The organism is Pseudomonas sp. NPDC089392, assembly GCF_044749595.1.
GTDB lineage: Bacteria > Pseudomonadota > Gammaproteobacteria > Pseudomonadales > Pseudomonadaceae > Aquipseudomonas.
Genome location: NZ_JBIVIF010000004.1, coordinates 70,284 through 88,439 on the forward strand (window position 1 = coordinate 70,284; position 18,156 = coordinate 88,439).

An 18,156-nucleotide genomic window follows, 5' to 3' on the forward strand; every position below is an offset into this window, starting at 1 on the left:
CCGCATTTCGAGGTACCTCGTGTGAAAGACGTCATCACCCGCAAGTACCGCCTGGTGGTGAAGACCATCGGCTACATTGGCTGGTCGCTTTTCTGGCTGCTGATCTGGGATGTGCTGGTCACCATCGACTTCATGCTGTTCTTCAACAGCAAGTTCACCTTGCCGCTGATCCCGTTGACCTTGCTGGGTTCGGCACTGGTGGTACTGGTGAGTTTCCGCAATAGCAGCGCCTACAACCGCTGGTGGGAGGCGCGCACGTTGTGGGGGGCGTTGGTGAACGGTTCGCGCAGTTTCGCGCGGCAGACGCTGACCCTGATCGATGACCCTGACGAGGGCCTGAACCCGGTCAAGGCCACCCTGCTGCGCCGGCATATCGCCTATGTGAACTGCCTGGCGGCGCACCTGAAAGGTGAGCCATGCCCGGATGAGCTCATGGCCTTTATCCCGCCGGCGGAGTTCGAGCGGCGCAACCGCTCGAACAACTTCGCCAATGACATTCTTGGCGGCTCGGCGGCCTTGCTGGCGCGGGAATACCAGGCCGGACGGCTGGACAGCATTCGCCTGGCGCGGCTGGAGTCGACGCTGGTGGACTTGTCCAATGCCCAAGGTGGCATGGAGCGGATTGCCAATACGCCGTTGCCCTACCCCTATGTGTATTTTCCGCGGCTGTTCATCACCCTGTTCTGCCTGATCGTGCCGGTGGGGCTGGTGGAGTCGCTGGGCTGGTTCACGCCGCTGGCTTCGACGGTTGTGGGGTTCATGTTGCTGGCTATCGAGCGGATCGGCACGGATTTGCAGAGCCCGTTTCGGTTCAGTGAGCACCAGATCCAGATGGATACCATTTGCGAGACCATTGAGCGCAACCTGGAGTCGATGCAGCGGGAGGCGCAGTGTGGGGAGCTGGCTTAGCACATGAGCTCAAGGGCCCTATCGGTCAGGCCCGCACATAGCGCTGGCGCAACATATCGCTCGACACATCCACCAGCAACACCAGCACCAGCATGCCGATGATCACCGTACTGGCCTGGGCCTCCTGGAACAGGCTCAAGGTGGTGTACAGCATCTGCCCCAACCCACCCGCCCCGACAAACCCCAGCACGCTGGCCATGCGGATGTTGTTCTCCCAGCGGTACAAGCTGTAGGCCAGCAATTGCGGCCACAAGTTGGGCAAGGTACCAAAGCAGAACGCCGCCACCTGGCTGCCGCCCTGCAAGCGGATCGCCGCAGCAGGCTCCGGTGGGGCATTCTCCAGCGCTTCGGCAAACAGCCGCCCCAACACGCCAGCGGTGTGCAGCGCCAAAGCCAGGGTGCCGGCATTCGGCCCAAGCCCGGCCGCCAGCACGGTCAGCGCCGCCCACACCAGTTCCGGAATGGCCCGCAGGGCATTCAGCAGCAAGCGCGCCGCCCCCTGCAACGGCCAACCGAAGCGCCCCGCTGCCGGCAGTGCCAACAACATCCCCAGCACCATCGCCAACAAGGTGCCCAGGCCAGACATGGCCAAGGTCTCCAGCGCCCCGCGCCATACCGCCTTCAGGTGCCCGGCAGACAAGTCCGGGTGCAGGAAGCGACCGGCGTACTCGCCCATCTGCCCTAGCCCACCGTTGCCGACCAGCGCGCGCAGGTCCAACTCCAGATAGGCGAACGACGCCACCACCGCCGCCACCATGGCGCCCAGCAGCAACAGGTTGATTGCCCGGTTCATGCCAACCTCCAGCGCAGCAGGCGGCTGAGCAGGTCGGCCAATATCACCAGCCCCAGGAACGTCAGCAGCATGCTCGCCACCTCCGCGCCAGCGAACATGCGCATCGACAGGTCGATCTGCTGGCCCAGCCCGCCAGCACCGACAAAGCCCATCACCACCGAAGCCCGCACCGCGCACTCCCAGCGGTATACGGTGTACGACACCACCTCGGATGCAGCATTAGGCAGGATGCCATAGAGAAACGCCGCCAGCCGGCCACTGCCCGCCTGCAACAAGGCGTGGGCAGGACGCTGGTCGACCGACTCGAAAATCTCGGCGTAGACCTTGCCGAGCATGCCGCTGTAGGTGATGGCGATGGCCAGCACGCCCGCCGTCGGCCCCAGCCCCACGGCGCGCACGAACAGCAACGCCCAGACGATTTCCGGCACGCTGCGCAGGAAAATCAGCAACCCGCGCACCGGCAGGCGCAACAACCGTGACCAGAACCCGGCCCGGCCACCGCGGGAGGCGGCACGCAACGACAAGGCACGGCTGGCCAGCAGGCCGGCAGGGATTGCCAGCAACAGCGCCAGCGACATGCCGGCGGTGGCCACGGCCAGGGTCTGCAACGTGGCTTCATACAGCAGCGCAAGGAAATCAGCATCGTGTGCCGGCGGCCAGAAGGCACTGGTGAAACTGGCGATCTCCTGCCGATTCTCTGCCTGCAGCAGCACCCCGGGATTCAGCTCGCTCAACTGGATACCCGGCCACAGCACCACCACGGCCAGCAGGGTCAGCAGCAACCGCGGCAACAAGGCCGGGTCGCGGGTGTCAGCTTTCAGCATCGCGGAATCTGCACGGTCAGGGTCGGCCCCTGGGTTGGCGGCGAAGCCAGTTGTTCGTTGGCGTACAGCGCATCCAGCAACTGCTCGGTAACGGCTGCGGCCGGGCAGTCGAACACCACCTGCCCATCGCGAATACCGATCACCCGCGGGAAGTGCGCCAGCGCCAGTTCTACCGCATGCAGGCTCGCCACCAGGGTCACGCCGTTGGCCTGGGCATGGCGGTTGAGCAAGGCCAGGCTGTGGTCGGCCAGCACCGGGTCCATGGCCGACACCGGCTCATCAGTCAGCAACACCTGCGGCCGTTGGTACAACGCCCGGGCAATGCCCACCCGCTGCAACTGGCCACCGGACAATTGCCCGCACTGCACGAACAGCTTGTCGGCCAGGCCCAGCTCGGCCAAGGCCTGACGCGCGCCCGGCACATCGCTGGGGTACAGCAGGTTAAGCAAACCACGCAGCACCCCCCACTGCCCCAGGCGCCCGGCCAGCACCGCCGTAACCACCCGCTGGCGCGGCGGCAAGGGTGGCGCCTGATGCACCAGGCCAACCCGCGCGCGCAAGTGTTGGCGCGCCCTGGCCGACAACGCCCAAGGCTGCTCGCCGAGCAGCTCCAGGCGCCCGCTGCTGGGCTGAACGGCCGTGGCCATCAGGTGCAACAAGCTGGACTTGCCCGCCCCCGATGGCCCGATGATAGCGACCCGCTCGCCTTGCCCGATGCGCAGGTTCACCGCGTCAAGCGCGCGTACCTGGCCATGGCGCAGCCCGGCACCGTGCAGATGGATTGCCACGTTCGAAGCTGTCACTTGAGCAGGCCGGCCTCGCGTGCAGCTTGTTCGGTGCCCAGGTAGTTCTCAGGCTTGGTCTCGATGAAGCGGCTGGCGGCCTGCAGGTCGAGGATCGCCTTGTGCTCCGGGTTGGCCGGGTCGAGGTCGAGGAAGGCCTTCTTGATCTTGTCTTTCAGCGCCGGGGCCATGTTGCCGCGCACGGTCCAGTTGTAGTCGAAGTAGGTCGGCGTAGTGGCGAACACTTTCACCTTGCTGGTATCGACCTTGCCGGCATCCACCAGCTTCTGCCACACGCTGGCATTCAGCACGCCGCCATCGACCTTGCCGGCCTGCACCCAGGCCACGGTGGCGTCATGCGCGCCGGAATAGGCCACGCGGCTGAAGTATTCTTCAGGCTTGATGTTGTCCTGCTTGAGCATGAAGTAACGCGGCATCAGGCTGCCCGAGGTGGACGAGATGGAACCGAAGGCAAACGACTTGCCCTTGAGGTCGCCCAGGCTTTTCACGTCAGGGTTGGCGGTGATGAACTTGGAGGTGAACTGCGCGTCCTGCTCACGCTGTACCAGTGGCGTGGCAGTCGGGTCCTTCAGGTGCACCTGGACGAAAGTGAAGCCGCCCAGCCAGGCCAGGTCCAGGCGGTCGGCAGCCAACGACTCGACCACTGCCGGGTAATCGGCCACCGGGACGAATTTCACTTCCATGCCCAACTGCTTGGCCAGGTACTCGCCCAATGGCTTGAACTTGCGCTGCAGTTCGGTTGGCGCTTCGTCGGGGATGGCGCTGACCCGCAGGGTTTCAGCAGCCTGGACGACAACGGCACAGCAGGACAACACGAGGCCGGCGGCGAGCGCCAGGGGGCGTTTGAGCATGGGTGTTCTCCGGTTCAATAGCGGGGAAAGGCCGGCCTATGCGCCGACAACGGGAATTATAAGAGGCACAGGCGCAAAGGCCAGCTTTGCTACAATCGCGCAACAAATTGACCTGCCGAGGTACACATGAGCGAGCCGATTCGCCTGACCCAGTACAGCCACGGTGCCGGCTGTGGCTGCAAGATCTCCCCCAAGGTGCTGGACGTGATCCTCGCCGAAAGCGGTACCCAGGCCCTGGACCCGAAACTGTGGGTCGGCAACGCTTCGCGCGATGACGCCGCCGTGTACGCGCTGGACGACGAGCGCGGCGTGGTCTCGACCACCGACTTCTTCATGCCGATCGTCGATGACCCGTACGACTTCGGCCGCATCGCCGCCACCAACGCCATCAGCGACATCTACGCCATGGGCGGCGACCCGCTGATGGCCATCGCCATCCTCGGCTGGCCTGTCAACGTGCTGCCGCCGGAAGTGGCCCGCGAGGTGATCCGCGGTGGTCGTGCAGTGTGCGCCGAAGCTGGTATTCCACTGGCCGGCGGCCATTCCATCGACGCCCCCGAGCCGATCTTCGGCCTGGCCGTCACCGGCGTGGTCAGCAAGCGCCACCTCAAGCGCAACGACACCGCCAGCGCTGGCTGCCAGCTGTACCTGACCAAGCCACTGGGCATCGGCATCCTCACCACTGCCGAGAAAAAGGCCAAGCTGCGCGCGCAAGACCAAGGCCTGGCCCGCGACTGGATGTGCACCCTCAACACCCCCGGCAGCCGCTTCGGCAAGCTGGACGGGGTCAAGGCCATGACCGACGTCACCGGCTTCGGCCTGCTCGGCCACCTGGTCGAACTGGCTGAAGGCAGCGGCCTTACCGCGCACCTGGACTACGCCGCCGTACCGCGCCTGCCCAGCGTCGACCACTACCTGGCCGAGGGCTGCATCCCCGGCGGCACCCTGCGCAACTACGACAGCTACGGGCACAAGATCGGCGCGCTCAGCGACGACCAGAAGCACCTGCTGTGCGACCCGCAGACCAGCGGCGGCCTGCTGGTGGCGGTTACCCCGGAAGGCGAAGCCGAGTTTCTCGCCGTGGCGGCCGAACTGGGCCTGCAACTGGCGCCGATCGGCAAGCTGGTCGAGCGACAGAGCCACGCGGTCGAGGTGATCTGATGCGCCCCGACTGCACCGACTTCCGCCAGCTGTTCCTCGACGACGTGCCGATGATGGACATGCGCGCCCCCGTCGAATTCGCCAAAGGCGCCTTCCCTGGCGTGGTCAACCTGCCGCTGATGAACGACCAGGAGCGGCAGAAGGTCGGCACCTGCTACAAGCAACAGGGCCAGGCCGCCGCCATCGCCCTGGGCCACCAGCTGGTCAGCGGCGCCACCAAGCAGGCCCGCCTGGAGGCCTGGGCGGCGTTTGCCCAGGACCACCCAGAGGGCTACCTATACTGCTTCCGTGGTGGCCTGCGCTCGCAGATCGTGCAGGGCTGGCTGCGTGATGAGGCCGGTATCCAGTATCCGCGGGTCAAAGGTGGCTACAAGGCCATGCGTACCTTCCTGCTGGAGACCACCCAGCAGGCGGTGGCGCACTGCGATTTCGTGCTGGTGGGCGGCCTGACCGGCACCGGCAAGACCGATGTGCTGCACCAGTTGGGCAACGTGCTGGACCTGGAAGGCCACGCCAACCATCGTGGTTCCAGCTTCGGCAAGCGCGCCACCGCGCAGCCGGCGCAGATCGACTTCGAAAACCAGTTGGCCATCGACGTGCTGAAGAAGCGCGCCCGTGGGGTCGAGCAGTTCGTGCTGGAAGATGAAGGCCGCATTGTCGGCAGTTGCACAGTGCCGCTGGAGTTGTATCAGGGCATGCAGCAGTATCCGCTGGTATGGCTGGAAGACAGCTTCGCCAACCGCGTTGAGCGCATCCTGCGTGATTACGTGGTCAACCTGAGTGCCGAGTTCGTCAGCGTGCATGGCGAGGAAGACGGCCGCCGATTGTTTGCCGAGCGCATGCTGCAGAGCATGGCCAACATCTACAAGCGCTTGGGCGGAGAACGCCATCAGCGCTTGTCCGAGATCCTGCGCCAAGCCTTGGAAGAGCAGCAGCGCAGCGGCTCGGTGGACCTGCACCGGGGCTGGATCGAAGGCTTGCTGAACGAGTATTACGACCCGATGTATGCCTACCAGCGCGATGCCAAGGCCGAGCGCATCGAGTTTGCCGGGGATGCCGTGGAAGTGCGCGAATACCTCAAGGCCCGGGCGCAACGGGAGCGTCATCTTTGACACCGCGTCGCCCTCTTCGCGGCGGTTCGACGCCTCGATAAACCCGCTCCCACAGGTATCGCACTGCCCTCAAGCGCGGTGCGGTCCCTGTGGGAGCGGGTTCACCCGCGAAGAGGCCGGTACAGACAACTCACTGCCCCGGGCTAAGCACCCGTTCCAGCTCCGCCGCGCGATCGCGGGTCATGTCCATCAGGCAGCTACCACCTTCCAGCTGCGCCATGGTCCCGCCACTGGCCTGCACATGGAACTGGCAATTGCCATCGCGGTAAGCCAGCCACTTACGCTGCACATCGCGCAGGCTCTTCTGCTGCCCGGCATCCAGCTTGCCCATCAGTTGCTTGTACACACGGTTCAAGCGCTGGTCCTGCACGTGTGTCTCGGCCCCGATGCAATCACTCATGTCTACCGTAGTAGAGGCCTTGTCCATGCACTGTCCATAGGCCGCCGTGTAGTCGTCCGCCACCGCCATTGGCAGCACGCAGGCCAGTGCCAGACCTGTCAGGTAATACTTGATCATGCGAATCCTCCTTGTGGATATCACAGCGTCTGCGGCTGCTCAGGTGGCATCAGCACCTTGCCCGGCTCGAAGCGCAACGAGGGCATCTGCGTCGCCGTATACAAGGCCACGCCAAGTGCCGCAATCAACGCCACGTCGAGCCAGCTCCAGCCCGGCATGTCGTCGGCGCTACGCGCCTTCCAGCAGTGCCACGCCTGGCCCATGCAGAACACCACCATCGCCGCCAGCCACAGGTAGAAACCAGCACCGAAACCGGTCAAGTCGTGGAATTCATAAGTCTGGTTATCCGGCAAACGGGTGATGCCAAAGCTGCTGGCCGCCAGGTACACCGCCGCCAACCCGGCCAGTAATGCCAGCCGGCGAAAGCGCCGATGGGCAAGGACGGCCAGGGCCAGCAGCGGGTTGGCAAACCATTGGTGCAAACCGAAGGGCATGCCCCATGGCCCGTACAGCAGCATCTGCAGGGCCGGCATGTGGCGTCCGCCGCTCATCAGCGCACCATCGAAGAACAGGGCGAGCAGATACAGCAGCAGGCTGATGCTCAGGTAGAAAACGGGCAAGGGTTATTCCTGGGGGAAACGGCACAGGCTACGACCTTAACCCAGGCCCTGCGCCGCTTCCAGACCTTGAAAGGGCCGCTGCACGGATCACGCAACCGGTGGTTCGAGCAGCAGACCATAAATACCTGAGTCGGACAGCTCACCAGCAACGCACCAGCGTGCCCGCAGGGTGCCTTCGAGCACGAAGCCCTGGCGCTCCAGAGTACGTGCCGAGCCCTGGTTACGCGGGTCGATTTCGCCTTCCAGGCGGCGCATGTGCAGAGTGTGGGCGAGGTAGTCGATGAAGCAGGTCAGCGCTTCATCCATGTAGCCCCTGCCCTGCACGGCGCTGGCCAGGCAATAGCCGATTTCGCCACGGCGGGAAATGTCGTCGATGTTGAACAGCTGGACCATGCCGATTAGCTCGCCGTTGTCGCGGCGGTACATGCCGAGCTTGAGCTGGTCACCATTGGCATAGGCTTCGCGGTCGGCGGCCAGGGCGCTTTCGGCCTCGGCCAGGTCTTGCCAGGGGGCATGGTGCCAATAACGCATGACCTCGGGGTCGGCCATGATCGCCAGCCATTGCGCGGCATCGGCATGGCGCATGGGGCGCAATTGCAGGCGCGGGCTATCGAGGCAGAGGTCACTGGGGAAACTGCGGGGTGGGGTCACGCCGGATCTCCTGTCCATTGCTGGGGAGATGACAGTTTAACTTCATGTGGGGTGGGTGGGGCAGGTCTTGGGGTTTGGGGGTGTTTTTGAGAGGTGCCTGTCTTGGGTTTGGAGATGTTTTTGAGAGGTGCCTGTCTTGGGTTTGGAGGTGGTGCGGAAATCGAGCGCCGCCCGCGCGGCGCTTCGCGGGGCAAGCCCGCTCCCACTGTCTGTTTCGGGCCAATTACTCCTGTGCCTTTAGTGTCCGCACCCGAGTGCATGGCTGAAGATTGATTAGAAACAGCGGCGCAACCGATATCGAAGGGAACAAACAAGACGGACAGCGGTGACCTTCACAGGATTGATTGGCCCGAAACAGACAGTGGGAGCGGGCTTGCCCCGCGAAGCGCCGCGCGGGCGGCGCTCGATCTCATAGGCGCCGAACAACTCAAGGCATGCACCCGTCAGCCCCTACTGGCCCGCCCGACAGGCACATCAGCCCATTACTCAATCGCCGCGATTCAACCCCACTTCCATATCATTGATCAGCGCCTTGGCCATGGCACTCAGAATCCGCGCCGCGCTGCCGGCGATCTTGTCGCCCTCCATCTCGGCCTCTTCGTTCAGGTGCTTGATGCAGCCGATCAGCACCGACAATTCATCGAATGCTAGGTCCAGCGGGACGCCCGGCTCCACCCGGTACAGTTCGAGGAATTTTTCCACGCCGGCGGTGGTGCGGGATTTGAGGTGGTCGCTCATGCCTTGGCCTCCTGCGCTTTCATGTGGGCTAGCAGGGCCTGTAGCTGGTCGGTTTGGGCTGACATCGCCTCCAGCAGGCTGGAACGCAGGGCTGGGGCTTCGGCGTCGAGGTATTGGATGATGATGCCGGAGAGGTTGTCCATGACCTGGGTGGCCTGGGACTTGGCGGCTTGGTAGGTGAGGTCTGCGACGGGCGGATCAGGTACAAGTTTATTCATGATTAACTCCAACAGGTTATAGGAGCAACCACCTGAATCCTTCTCACAGATTTGGGCGGCAGCCGTGCGCGAGGTGAGAAGCCCGTGTTGGAGTCACAACGGGCAGGCCAAAGCCTGCACGCGCACAGCTGCCATGAACTGACAGGAAGACCACCAACAACGAGTTCTCACACTCGCTCGCCATATGGGCGAACGGCGAAGTTACCGCTGTGATTCTTCCCTGCCTATCAGACGGCATCCGACTGAGGTCGTAGGATAATTCCTAATCCCTGGCAACCTGAAGCATTTGGTTTCAAGTTCAGAATCTTCTTACAGCTGATGGCCCTTTCGCGGGTGAACCCGCTCCCACAGGGACCGCACCCTTTTCAAGATTCTGAGATCACTGTGGGAGCGGGTTCACCCGCGAAAGGGCCGGTACAGGCTACTGAAGTACGATCAGGCCACCTCAGCCCCATCATCCGGCCAATGCGGCTCGTTGGCCTCTGGCGGGGTCAGCGGTGGCAGCCCATACGCCGCCCGCGCATCATCACAGCTAGGGTTATGCACCCCACCCTCCCACGAGGCATCAAACTCGCGGCACGGGCTGGAGCGGTTGGCATAAATGGTACAAGCCACCTCTTTACCAATCTCGCCAGCAAGGCTGACACAGCGGCAGGGCTTGGCATCGGTGCCGATCATGGCAACGCGGGTGGGGTTGATCTGTACCACCAGGTCGTCCGGCACAACGCCCCCGGCAGACTGGCATTCGCCCCAGAAGAAGGACACACGGAAGTACCCGCAGCAGGCGCCGCAGTCAAGGCAAGGGTTATAGTCGGACATGAGGCCACGGAGGGAAGGTTGTTGTTATCGGGGCTGAGCCCGCGGCGCCATTTTTAATCCAAGCAGGGGCGGCTGGATAGAGGGGCAATGCAAAAAAAATCGCCATTGATCCGGCCGCCCGCCATGGCTAGCAGATCGCTTTGTAAGTAGCGGCATCCCAACGCTGCAAGGCAAGGCCCGCGCTTGGGTCGTAGTCATCGCCCTGCACCTTGCTGAAGTGCGTGCGCGCTTCGCCACAGTGCACCAGCCGATCGTGTTCTTCACCTTCGGTGAGTACGGTGTACGACTCACTGCGCATGGCCTGATATTGCTCGTCAGCCGCCGCCATGATTTGGTGGCACTTCATTAATTGGCCGTCATCCAGCGCCAGCCGCTTGTCCAACTGCACTCCCCAGCGCGCCAGGCACACTTCGGCAAAATGCCGAACGATTAGCCCCGGCTCCGCCAGTACCTTGCCGTCACTGGCGCCATCCAGCGAAGCATTGCCAACCAGCGTGGCATGTCGGCCTGGCATCGGGTAGATGCATATCCGCGTCTGTTGCGCGACGGCAGGGATCACGCAGGCAAACCCTTTGGAACGTTCGTCCCGCGAGTAGAAGCCGACGTACTCCCTGACGTTGTCAGCCAAGGTAACGCGCTCGGTTTGCACATTGCCGACCCCGGGTACCGGGTCGATGGCAAAGATGTTCACCGGTATGCCGCGCAATACCGGGTCTTGCGCCATGGCATTGGCCAGCATGTGGCAGCTGATACCTCCCCTGCTCCAGCCCACCAGGTTGATTTGAGTGGGCAGGCGCGGTTTGCGGAACATGCTGATGATACGTTCCTGAAGTTCCTGCGGTGTTGGGTGGCGCTCGCCGTAGTTGTAGGTGCGCCAGAACCAGGAGGCCGTAGACGAGGCATCCGGGATGGGCACTCCGGCAGCTTTAAGGCGCTCGTATTCTTCTTCGCTGAGTTCGGTGCGCTGCCAGTTGCTTTCGCCTTTGATGACTTGCAGCACATGGTTGACGTTTTCTTCCCAGCCGCGTCCGAACAGCTGGCCGGTCCAGTTGAAATAGCCGCCGGGTTCGACGAACAGGTTGTCATCCTGAAGGTTGCCGCTGCCGGGGCCGTCCACGGCGATCCAGTGGGCGAATTCGCGGCCTTGGTCGTTGCTGGCCAGGGTCGAGACCAGCTCGCCATTCCAGAAGTTGGGGTTGGCGTCGTCGAAGCGGTGTGAGCCGGTGCCGCAGAAATAGGCGGTGAAGACACTCATGGGGATCTCTTTGGTGAGAAATGAGTGCTGAAGATAGGTTGGCAGATCGGGGGAATGCAGGCGGAAAGCTAGCCTTTGAGTCCGTAGGGGGCTGCTTTGCAGCCCATCGCGACACAAGGCCGCTCCTACAAGGGACCGCGTCAGTGCATGTTACGCGGTCCCCTGTAGGAGCGGCCTTGCGTCGCGATGGGCCGCGAAGCGGCCCCAATGGCCTACTTGCGGGCCAAGCCGTCAGCCCGGAACATCTGCCGGATCCCGCGAATGGCCTGGCGGATACGGTCCTGGTTCTCGATCAGGGCAAAGCGCACATGGTCATCACCATAGTCACCAAAACCGATCCCCGGCGACACGCACACCTTGGCCTCAGCCAGCAGCTTCTTGGAAAACTCCAGCGACCCCAGGTGTGCATACTCCGGCGGGATCTTCGCCCACACGTACATCGATGCCTTGGGGTTCTCGACCATCCAGCCCAGCTCGTGCAGGCCTTTCACAAGCAGGTTACGGCGCTGGCGGTACTGCTCGGCAATATCGCGCACGCACTGCTGGTCGCCTTCCAGCGCAGCAATCGCAGCCACCTGCAGCGGGGTGAAGGTGCCGTAGTCGTGGTAGCTCTTGATCCGCGCCAGGGCGCTGACCAGCTCGGGGTTGCCGACCATGAAGCCAATCCGCCAGCCCGCCATGTTGTAGCTCTTGGACAGGGTGAAGAATTCCACCGCAATGTCCTTGGCCCCCGGCACCTGCATGATCGATGGGGCTTTCCAGCCGTCGTAGACGATGTCGGCATAGGCCAGGTCGTGGATCACCAGCACGTTGTATTGCTTGGCCAAAGCCACCACACGCTCGAAGAAGTCCAGTTCCACGCACTGGGCCGTGGGGTTGGACGGGAAGCCGAGGATCATCATCTTCGGCTTGGGGATCGACTCGCGAATAGCCCGCTCAAGTTCGTTGAAGAAATCCACACCCGGTACCAGCGGTACCGAACGCACCTGGGCACCGGCGATCACTGCGCCGTAGATGTGGATCGGGTAGCTGGGGTTGGGCACCAGCACCGTGTCGCCCTGGTCGAGGGTGGCCAGCATCAGGTGGGCCAGGCCTTCTTTGGAGCCGATGGTAACGATGGCTTCGCTTTCCGGGTCGATGTCGACCTCGTAGCGTTCCTTGTACCAGTTGGAGATGGCCCGGCGCAGGCGCGGGATGCCGCGCGAGGTGGAGTAGCCATGGGTGTCTTCACGCTGGGCGACCTGCACCAGCTTCTCGACGATGTGCGGCGGGGTGGCGCCATCGGGGTTGCCCATGCTCAGGTCGATGATGTCCTCGCCACGGCGGCGGGCAGCCATCTTGAGCTCGGCAGTGATGTTGAAGACGTAAGGGGGGAGACGATCGATGCGCGCAAAGCGGCGCGGCGAACCTGGGTTGGCCATGGCTTCCTCTGAGACGTAAGCGCCCGGAACCGTCCGAGCGACGTTGGCCGATGTGGCGGCCTGGATCAGAAGATAGTGCTGAAACAGGATGCCTGTAAAGGACAATTTCCTGTTTTGTTAGAATTTTTCAGATGTATTTTTTGAAAATCAGGGATTCATGTTTTCAGGGCCGGCCCTTTCGCGGGTAAACCCGCTCCTACAAGGACCGCGACCCAGTTGTAGGAGCGGGTTCACCCGCGAAGAGGCCGGCACAGGAAAACACCCATAAAAAAACCCCGGCACAATGGCCGGGGTTTTCGTGAAACAGGCAGCAATTTCAGCGTGCGTATGTCATCAGCACGTCCGCAGCGGTCTGGCTGTCCACACCCATCATCACGCTCAGGGCAGTGACAGTGAGGATGGAGAAGCCGAACACCTTGCGGGCCCACTTGCTGTCGTCCTCGGCCTTGTAACCACCCCACGCCATGTACAGCCAGTACAGGCCCATGGCAGCTGCCACGGCCAGGTAGCCGAGGCCGGCGTAACCGCCGAGGGTAAGCATCAAGGTGGCGAGCACGAAGGCCAGCACGTACAGCACGATCTGCTTCTTCGCCGCGAGAACACCGCGCGCCACCGGCAACACCGGAATGTTGGCAGCGCTGTAGTCCTTGAAGCGGAAGATGGCGATGGCAAAGCTGTGCGGCATCTGCCACAGGCTGAACATCACCAGCAGGGTAACTGCAGCCAGGTCGAAGCTGTTGCTTACGGCGCAGTAGCCGATCACCGGAGGCATGGCACCGGACAGGCTGCCGACCAAGGTGCCGTGCACCGATTTACGCTTCAGCCACAGGCTGTAGAAACCGACGTAGACAATGAAGCCAATCAGCGCGCAGAACGCCGACAGCGGGTTGGCCTGAACATACAGCAGGCTGAAACCCGCCACCCCGAGCAGGGTGGCGTAGATCAGCGCGAGGGGCAGCGACATGCCGCCTTGCACCATGACGCGGTTCTTGGTGCGCTCCATCTTGTGGTCGATGTCACGGTCGATGCAGTTGTTGAAAACGCATCCGGACGCAACCACCAGCGAAGTACCGATCACCACCGCCAGGAACAAGGCGAAATCCACATGGCCCTTCGAGGCAAGGAAGAAACCGCCTGCCACGGAAAGCACGTTACCGAAAATGATCCCCGGTTTGGTGATTTGGATAAAGTGCTTAACGGACATGCAGTCTTACCTCACTTGGCCATCATTTCGATGTGGATGTTGAACATGATCCACAGCGACAGGCCGACCAGCAGTGCAATAACCAGGACGGTGAACAGGAACGTCGACACGTTGTTGCGTTGCTCTTTCGAGCGGTCCATGTGCAGGAAGTAAACCAGGTGTACAACTACCTGGATCACGGCCATGGCAACAATGATCAGAACGGTCAGGTTCTTCGGCAGGCTGGCAGTCATGGCCAGGCCGAACGGGATCGCGGTCAAGATGATCGACAGTACGAAGCCGATCATGTACGACTTGACGCTGCCGTGGTTACCTTCGTGATGAGTGTCGTGTGCGCTAGCCATTACAGAACTCCCAGCAGGTAGACGACGGTGAATACGCAGATCCAGACTACGTCCAGGAAGTGCCAGAACAGGCTCAGGCAGCTCATGCGGGTCTTGGCGGTCGGCGTGATGCCGTGCTTGTTGATCTGGTACATCATGATTGCCATCCAGATCAGGCCGGCAGTCACGTGCAGGCCGTGGGTACCTACCAGGGCGAAGAACGCCGACAGGAAGCCACTGCGCTGCGGGCCGAAGCCCTCGCTGATCAGGTGATGGAATTCATAGATTTCCATCGCGATGAAGCCTGCACCAAACAGGAAGGTCACAGCCAACCAGCCCAGTACACCCGCTTTCTTGCCATCGAACATCTTCAGCATGGCGAAGCCGAAGGTGATCGAGGACAGCAGCAGGAACAGCGTTTCAACAGCTACGAAATCGAGCTGGAAGATGTCGTGACCCGACGGGCCGCCGGCAAAACTGCCGGACAGCACCGCGTAGGTGGCGAAGAGCGACGCAAACAGGATGCAGTCGGTCATCAGGTACAGCCAGAAGCCCAGTACGGTCATCTGGCCCGAGTCGTGGTGGTGGTCGTCATGCCCATGGTCGTGACCATGAGCAGCGCCGCCGTGCATTACTTGACTGGACATTGATTACACCCGCTCAAACGATTCGACACGTGCGCCGGCAGGCAGAACACCTGCTTTGGCCAGCGCTTTCATGCGCTCGCCTTCGATGCGCGCCACTTCTTCGGCCGGAACCATGTAGCCCTGGTCGTCACGTGCAGCGTGGCGAACGAAGACTGCGATGGTTGCCAACAGGCTCGCGCCCACCAGCCACCAGATGTGCCAGATGAAGGCGAAGCCGAACACGGTCAGGAACAGACCCATGAACAGACCGGTGGAGGTGTTGCTCGGCATGTGGATCGCTTCGTACTTGGCCGGAACCTTGTACGCAACGCCAGCTTCCTTGGCTTCGTGCCAGGCGTCCAGGCCAACTTTCTCAGGCATGTGAGCGAAGTTGTAGAACGGTGGTGGCGACGAAGTGGACCACTCGATGGTACGGCCGCCCCATGGGTCGCCAGTGACGTCCATGTTGTCTTTGCGGTCGCGAACCGAAACGAAGATCTGGATCAGCTGGCAAGCGATACCGAACAGGATCAGCACGGCGCCGACAACGGCTACGTACAGGTAGGGTTCCCACAGTGGGTTGTCGGAGTGGTTCAGACGACGGGTCATGCCCATGAAGCCCAGGGCGTACAGCGGCATGAACGCAACGTAGAAGCCCGACAGCCAGAACCAGAAGGCAGCTTTGCCCCACTTCTCGTTCAAGGTGAAGCCGAAGGCTTTCGGGAACCAGAAGGCGAAACCGGCGATGTAGCCGAATACCGCGCCACCGATGATCACGTTGTGGAAGTGCGCAATTACGAACAGGCTGTTGTGCAGGACGAAGTCAGCACCTGGAACGGCCAGCAGTACGCCGGTCATGCCACCGATGGAGAAGGTGACCATGAAGCCCAGGGTCCAGAGCATCGGTGCGGTGAAGCGCACACGGCCTTGGTACATGGTGAACAGCCAGTTGAACAGCTTCACACCAGTCGGGATGGAGATCAGCATCGTCGCCAGGCCGAAGAAGGTGTTGACGCTGGCGCCGGCACCCATGGTGAAGAAGTGGTGCAGCCATACTGCAAAGCCGAGGATGGCGATCGCGCCCGATGCGTAGATCATCGAGTGGTGGCCGAACAGGCGTTTGCCAGAGAACGTCGAGGTAACTTCCGAGAACACGCCGAAGGCCGGCAGGATCAGGATGTAAACCTCAGGGTGACCCCACGCCCAGAACAGGTTGACGTACATCATCGGGTTCCCACCAAGCTCGTTGGTGAAAATGTGGAAGTCCAGATAACGGTCAACAGTCAGCAGAGCGAGTGCAGCAGTCAGAATCGGGAACGAAGCAACGATCAGTACGTTGGCCCAGGTGCAGGTCCAGGTGAAGATCGGCATGTCCATCAGCTTCATGCCAGGTGCGCGCATCTTCATCACGGTGACGAGGAAGTTCACGCCGGTAAGCGTCGTACCCAATCCGGATAGCTGTAGCGCCCAGATGTAGTAGTCGACACCCACCCCAGGGCTGTACTGAATGCCCGCGAGCGGCGGATAGGCAACCCAGCCGGTCTTGGCGAATTCACCAACGCCCAGCGAGATGTTGACCAGCAGCACGCCTGCCAGCAGCAGGTAGAAGCTCAGGGAGTTCAGGAACGGGAAGGCAACGTCACGTGCACCGATCTGCAGAGGAACCGCCAGGTTCATCAGGCCGGTGAAGAACGGCATCGCCATGAAGATGATCATGATCACACCGTGAGCGGTGAAGATCTGGTCATAGTGTTCAGGCGGCAGGTAGCCTTCGGAGCCACCGGTTGCGGCAGCCAGCTGGGTACGCATCATGATGGCGTCGGCAAAGCCGCGCAGCAGCATGACCATCGCGACGATGATGTACATCACGCCGATCTTTTTGTGGTCGACAGTAGTCAGCCACTCGCTCCACAAGTAGGTCCACTTGCGGAAATAGGTGATAAGACCGACGACAGCGATACCGCCGAGCGCGATCATGGCAAGCGTCACCATGACTATCGGCTCGTGATAGGGTATCGCCTCCAGGCTTAGTTTACCGAACATCTCTTACTCCTCTGCACCGGCAGCTGGTTGCATACTCGATTCCACACCCTTGGTTGTGGCCAGATCTTTGCTGCCTGCTTCTTCGTGGACCGGCTTGCCGCGGTTCATGCCTTCGTACTTGTCGACGATGGACTGGAACAGCTCTGCTGGCGCCTCGCTGTACAGCGCGACTGGGTTGTATTCGCTAGGCTTGGCCAGAGCTTCGTACTCGGCTTTGCCCAGTTTCAACGGCGACTGCTTGACCTCGGCGACCCACTTGTCGAAGTCTTCCTGAGAGGTGGCAGTAGCCTTGAATTTCATGCCGGTGAAACCAGCACCGCTGTAGTTGGCGCTGATACCGTCAAAAACACCGTTCTCGTTGGCGATCAGGTGCAGTTTGGTGGTCATGCCGGCCATGGCGTAGATCTGGCCACCCAGGCCCGGGATGAAGAACGAGTTCATCACGGCGTCGGAGGTGACGCGGAAGTTCACCGGGGTGTTAGCCGGGAAGTTGATCTTGTTGACGGTGGCAATGCCCTGTTCCGGGTAGATGAACAGCCACTTCCAGTCCAGCGCGACCACGTCGATCTGAATCGGCTTCACGTCCGAATCCAGCGGACGGTACGGATCCAGCTTGTGGGTGGACTTGTAGGTGACGTAACCCAGGGCAATGATGATCAGGATCGGGATGATCCACACCGCGGCCTCGATCTTGGTCGAGTGCGACCAGTCAGGGGTGTAGGTGGCTGCCTTGTTGGAAGCACGGTACTTCCAGGCGAACGCCAGGGTCATGATGATGACGGGAATCACCACCAGCAGCATCAGGCCGGTTGCGATCAGGATCAGGTTCTTTTGCTCAATGCCGACCTGGCCCTTCGGGTCGAGCAGGGTCCAGTTGCACCCACTGAGTAAAAGCATGCCTAAAACGGGCAATATGCCAAACAGTCTGGGGTAACGCTTTTTACTCATCTCACGACCTCTAGATCAGCTTGCTTCAATGCAATTTGTGTTTTGGTAGCCAACACTTCGTCCTGCCAAGTGAGGCATTTCGCGCCCGTACTCGCTCCCGCCTGGGGTCCGACTGCAGGACCTTGGCTTCAAACGTGTTAACGGTGCTTATGGTTTCGTAGGCAACAGGCCTGTACTTCAGACCAAGTCCATTTGGTGCGGGAAAACGCGGAGGGGGGTCCGCCCGGTATCGCCGTTGGGCGAAACTTGACGAAGTCAGCAAAAAGGAGCGCTGGGGCTTCCTTCAATCCTGCGACTCGCAAGCAGTGCCGAACGGAAATTGGGGGCGATTGTAGTGAGGTCGCCAACCCTTGACTATGACTTATTGAGCAACAGTCTTT

20 protein-coding genes are annotated in these 18,156 nt (G+C 61.7%); 3 read left to right on the forward strand and 17 right to left on the reverse strand.

Features of this window, described 5'->3' with window-relative positions:
* Positions 1-21: 21 nt before the first annotated feature.
* Positions 22-909 (forward strand): bestrophin family protein, encoded by an 888-nt coding sequence (locus ACIP1G_RS05730; RefSeq protein ID WP_400734608.1) that lies wholly within the window; start codon positions 22-24, stop codon positions 907-909.
* 25 nt (positions 910-934) lie between these two features.
* Here ACIP1G_RS05730 and phnE read toward each other — a convergent pair whose 3' ends face one another.
* From phnE to ACIP1G_RS05750, 4 genes are read right to left on the reverse strand one after another with little or no spacing between them, the layout of a single operon-like run.
* Entirely contained in the window at positions 935-1,702 is a 768-nt protein-coding gene (gene phnE / locus ACIP1G_RS05735; protein ID WP_400734610.1) for a phosphonate ABC transporter, permease protein PhnE, read from the reverse strand.
* Positions 1,699-2,526, reverse strand: a complete 828-nt coding sequence (locus tag ACIP1G_RS05740) for a PhnE/PtxC family ABC transporter permease (protein ID WP_400734611.1) — start codon at positions 2,524-2,526, stop codon at positions 1,699-1,701. The genes phnE and ACIP1G_RS05740 overlap by 4 nt, the downstream gene beginning before the upstream one ends.
* Complete coding sequence (locus ACIP1G_RS05745; RefSeq protein ID WP_400734612.1) at positions 2,520-3,329, reverse strand: phosphonate ABC transporter ATP-binding protein; 810 nt, start codon at positions 3,327-3,329, stop codon at positions 2,520-2,522. Before ACIP1G_RS05745 ends, ACIP1G_RS05740 begins: the two co-directional genes overlap by 7 nt.
* Positions 3,326-4,180, reverse strand: a complete 855-nt coding sequence (locus tag ACIP1G_RS05750) for a putative selenate ABC transporter substrate-binding protein (RefSeq protein WP_400734614.1) — start codon at positions 4,178-4,180, stop codon at positions 3,326-3,328. The genes ACIP1G_RS05745 and ACIP1G_RS05750 overlap by 4 nt, the downstream gene beginning before the upstream one ends.
* Positions 4,181-4,306: 126 nt before the next feature.
* Here ACIP1G_RS05750 and selD point away from each other — a divergent pair, with 126 nt between their 5' ends.
* The gene (gene selD / locus ACIP1G_RS05755; protein ID WP_400734615.1) at positions 4,307-5,341 is read left to right on the forward strand and encodes a selenide, water dikinase SelD; all 1,035 of its coding nucleotides are present in this window, start codon (positions 4,307-4,309) and stop codon (positions 5,339-5,341) included.
* Positions 5,341-6,453 (forward strand): tRNA 2-selenouridine(34) synthase MnmH, encoded by a 1,113-nt coding sequence (gene mnmH / locus ACIP1G_RS05760; RefSeq protein WP_400734617.1) that lies wholly within the window; start codon positions 5,341-5,343, stop codon positions 6,451-6,453. The genes selD and mnmH overlap by 1 nt, the downstream gene beginning before the upstream one ends.
* A 130-nt stretch (positions 6,454-6,583) precedes the next feature.
* Here mnmH and ACIP1G_RS05765 read toward each other — a convergent pair whose 3' ends face one another.
* The 13 genes from ACIP1G_RS05765 to cyoA all read right to left on the reverse strand — a co-directional run bounded on the left by ACIP1G_RS05765 (position 6,584) and on the right by cyoA (position 17,776).
* Positions 6,584-6,970, reverse strand: coding sequence for a lysozyme inhibitor LprI family protein (locus tag ACIP1G_RS05765; RefSeq protein ID WP_400734618.1), 387 nt, complete (start codon positions 6,968-6,970; stop codon positions 6,584-6,586).
* 20 nt (positions 6,971-6,990) lie between these two features.
* The gene (locus ACIP1G_RS05770; protein WP_400734620.1) at positions 6,991-7,530 is read right to left on the reverse strand and encodes a hypothetical protein; all 540 of its coding nucleotides are present in this window, start codon (positions 7,528-7,530) and stop codon (positions 6,991-6,993) included.
* Between the two features lie 87 nt (positions 7,531-7,617).
* Positions 7,618-8,181, reverse strand: a complete 564-nt coding sequence (locus tag ACIP1G_RS05775; protein WP_003248588.1) for a GNAT family N-acetyltransferase — start codon at positions 8,179-8,181, stop codon at positions 7,618-7,620.
* Between the two features lie 486 nt (positions 8,182-8,667).
* Positions 8,668-8,919 carry a DUF3077 domain-containing protein gene (locus ACIP1G_RS05780; RefSeq protein WP_400734622.1) on the reverse strand — a complete coding sequence of 84 codons (252 nt, stop codon included), beginning with the start codon at positions 8,917-8,919 and terminating at the stop codon, positions 8,668-8,670.
* A complete protein-coding gene (locus tag ACIP1G_RS05785; protein ID WP_400734624.1) occupies positions 8,916-9,137 on the reverse strand; it encodes a hypothetical protein in 222 nt (73 codons plus the stop codon). The genes ACIP1G_RS05780 and ACIP1G_RS05785 overlap by 4 nt, the downstream gene beginning before the upstream one ends.
* Positions 9,138-9,572: 435 nt before the next feature.
* Positions 9,573-9,956, reverse strand: a complete 384-nt coding sequence (locus ACIP1G_RS05790) for a YkgJ family cysteine cluster protein (protein ID WP_400734626.1) — start codon at positions 9,954-9,956, stop codon at positions 9,573-9,575.
* Between the two features lie 127 nt (positions 9,957-10,083).
* The gene (locus tag ACIP1G_RS05795; RefSeq protein WP_400734628.1) at positions 10,084-11,211 is read right to left on the reverse strand and encodes a hypothetical protein; all 1,128 of its coding nucleotides are present in this window, start codon (positions 11,209-11,211) and stop codon (positions 10,084-10,086) included.
* 212 nt (positions 11,212-11,423) lie between these two features.
* Positions 11,424-12,632 (reverse strand): alanine transaminase, encoded by a 1,209-nt coding sequence (gene alaC / locus ACIP1G_RS05800; RefSeq protein WP_400734629.1) that lies wholly within the window; start codon positions 12,630-12,632, stop codon positions 11,424-11,426.
* A gap of 316 nt (positions 12,633-12,948) precedes the next feature.
* Positions 12,949-13,836 (reverse strand): heme o synthase, encoded by an 888-nt coding sequence (cyoE, locus tag ACIP1G_RS05805; RefSeq protein ID WP_012270561.1) that lies wholly within the window; start codon positions 13,834-13,836, stop codon positions 12,949-12,951.
* An 11-nt stretch (positions 13,837-13,847) separates the two neighbouring features.
* On the reverse strand, positions 13,848-14,180 hold the full coding sequence (gene cyoD / locus ACIP1G_RS05810; protein WP_306378959.1) for a cytochrome o ubiquinol oxidase subunit IV: 333 nt from the start codon (positions 14,178-14,180) through the stop codon (positions 13,848-13,850).
* Positions 14,180-14,806: a cytochrome o ubiquinol oxidase subunit III gene (cyoC, locus tag ACIP1G_RS05815; RefSeq protein WP_016484942.1), complete on the reverse strand. Its 627-nt coding sequence runs from the start codon at positions 14,804-14,806 to the stop codon at positions 14,180-14,182. Before cyoC ends, cyoD begins: the two co-directional genes overlap by 1 nt.
* Before the next feature lie 3 nt (positions 14,807-14,809).
* Positions 14,810-16,828: a cytochrome o ubiquinol oxidase subunit I gene (gene cyoB / locus ACIP1G_RS05820; RefSeq protein WP_400734632.1), complete on the reverse strand. Its 2,019-nt coding sequence runs from the start codon at positions 16,826-16,828 to the stop codon at positions 14,810-14,812.
* A 3-nt stretch (positions 16,829-16,831) separates the two neighbouring features.
* On the reverse strand, positions 16,832-17,776 hold the full coding sequence (gene cyoA, locus ACIP1G_RS05825) for a ubiquinol oxidase subunit II (RefSeq protein ID WP_400615125.1): 945 nt from the start codon (positions 17,774-17,776) through the stop codon (positions 16,832-16,834).
* Between the last annotated feature and the right edge of the window lie 380 nt (positions 17,777-18,156).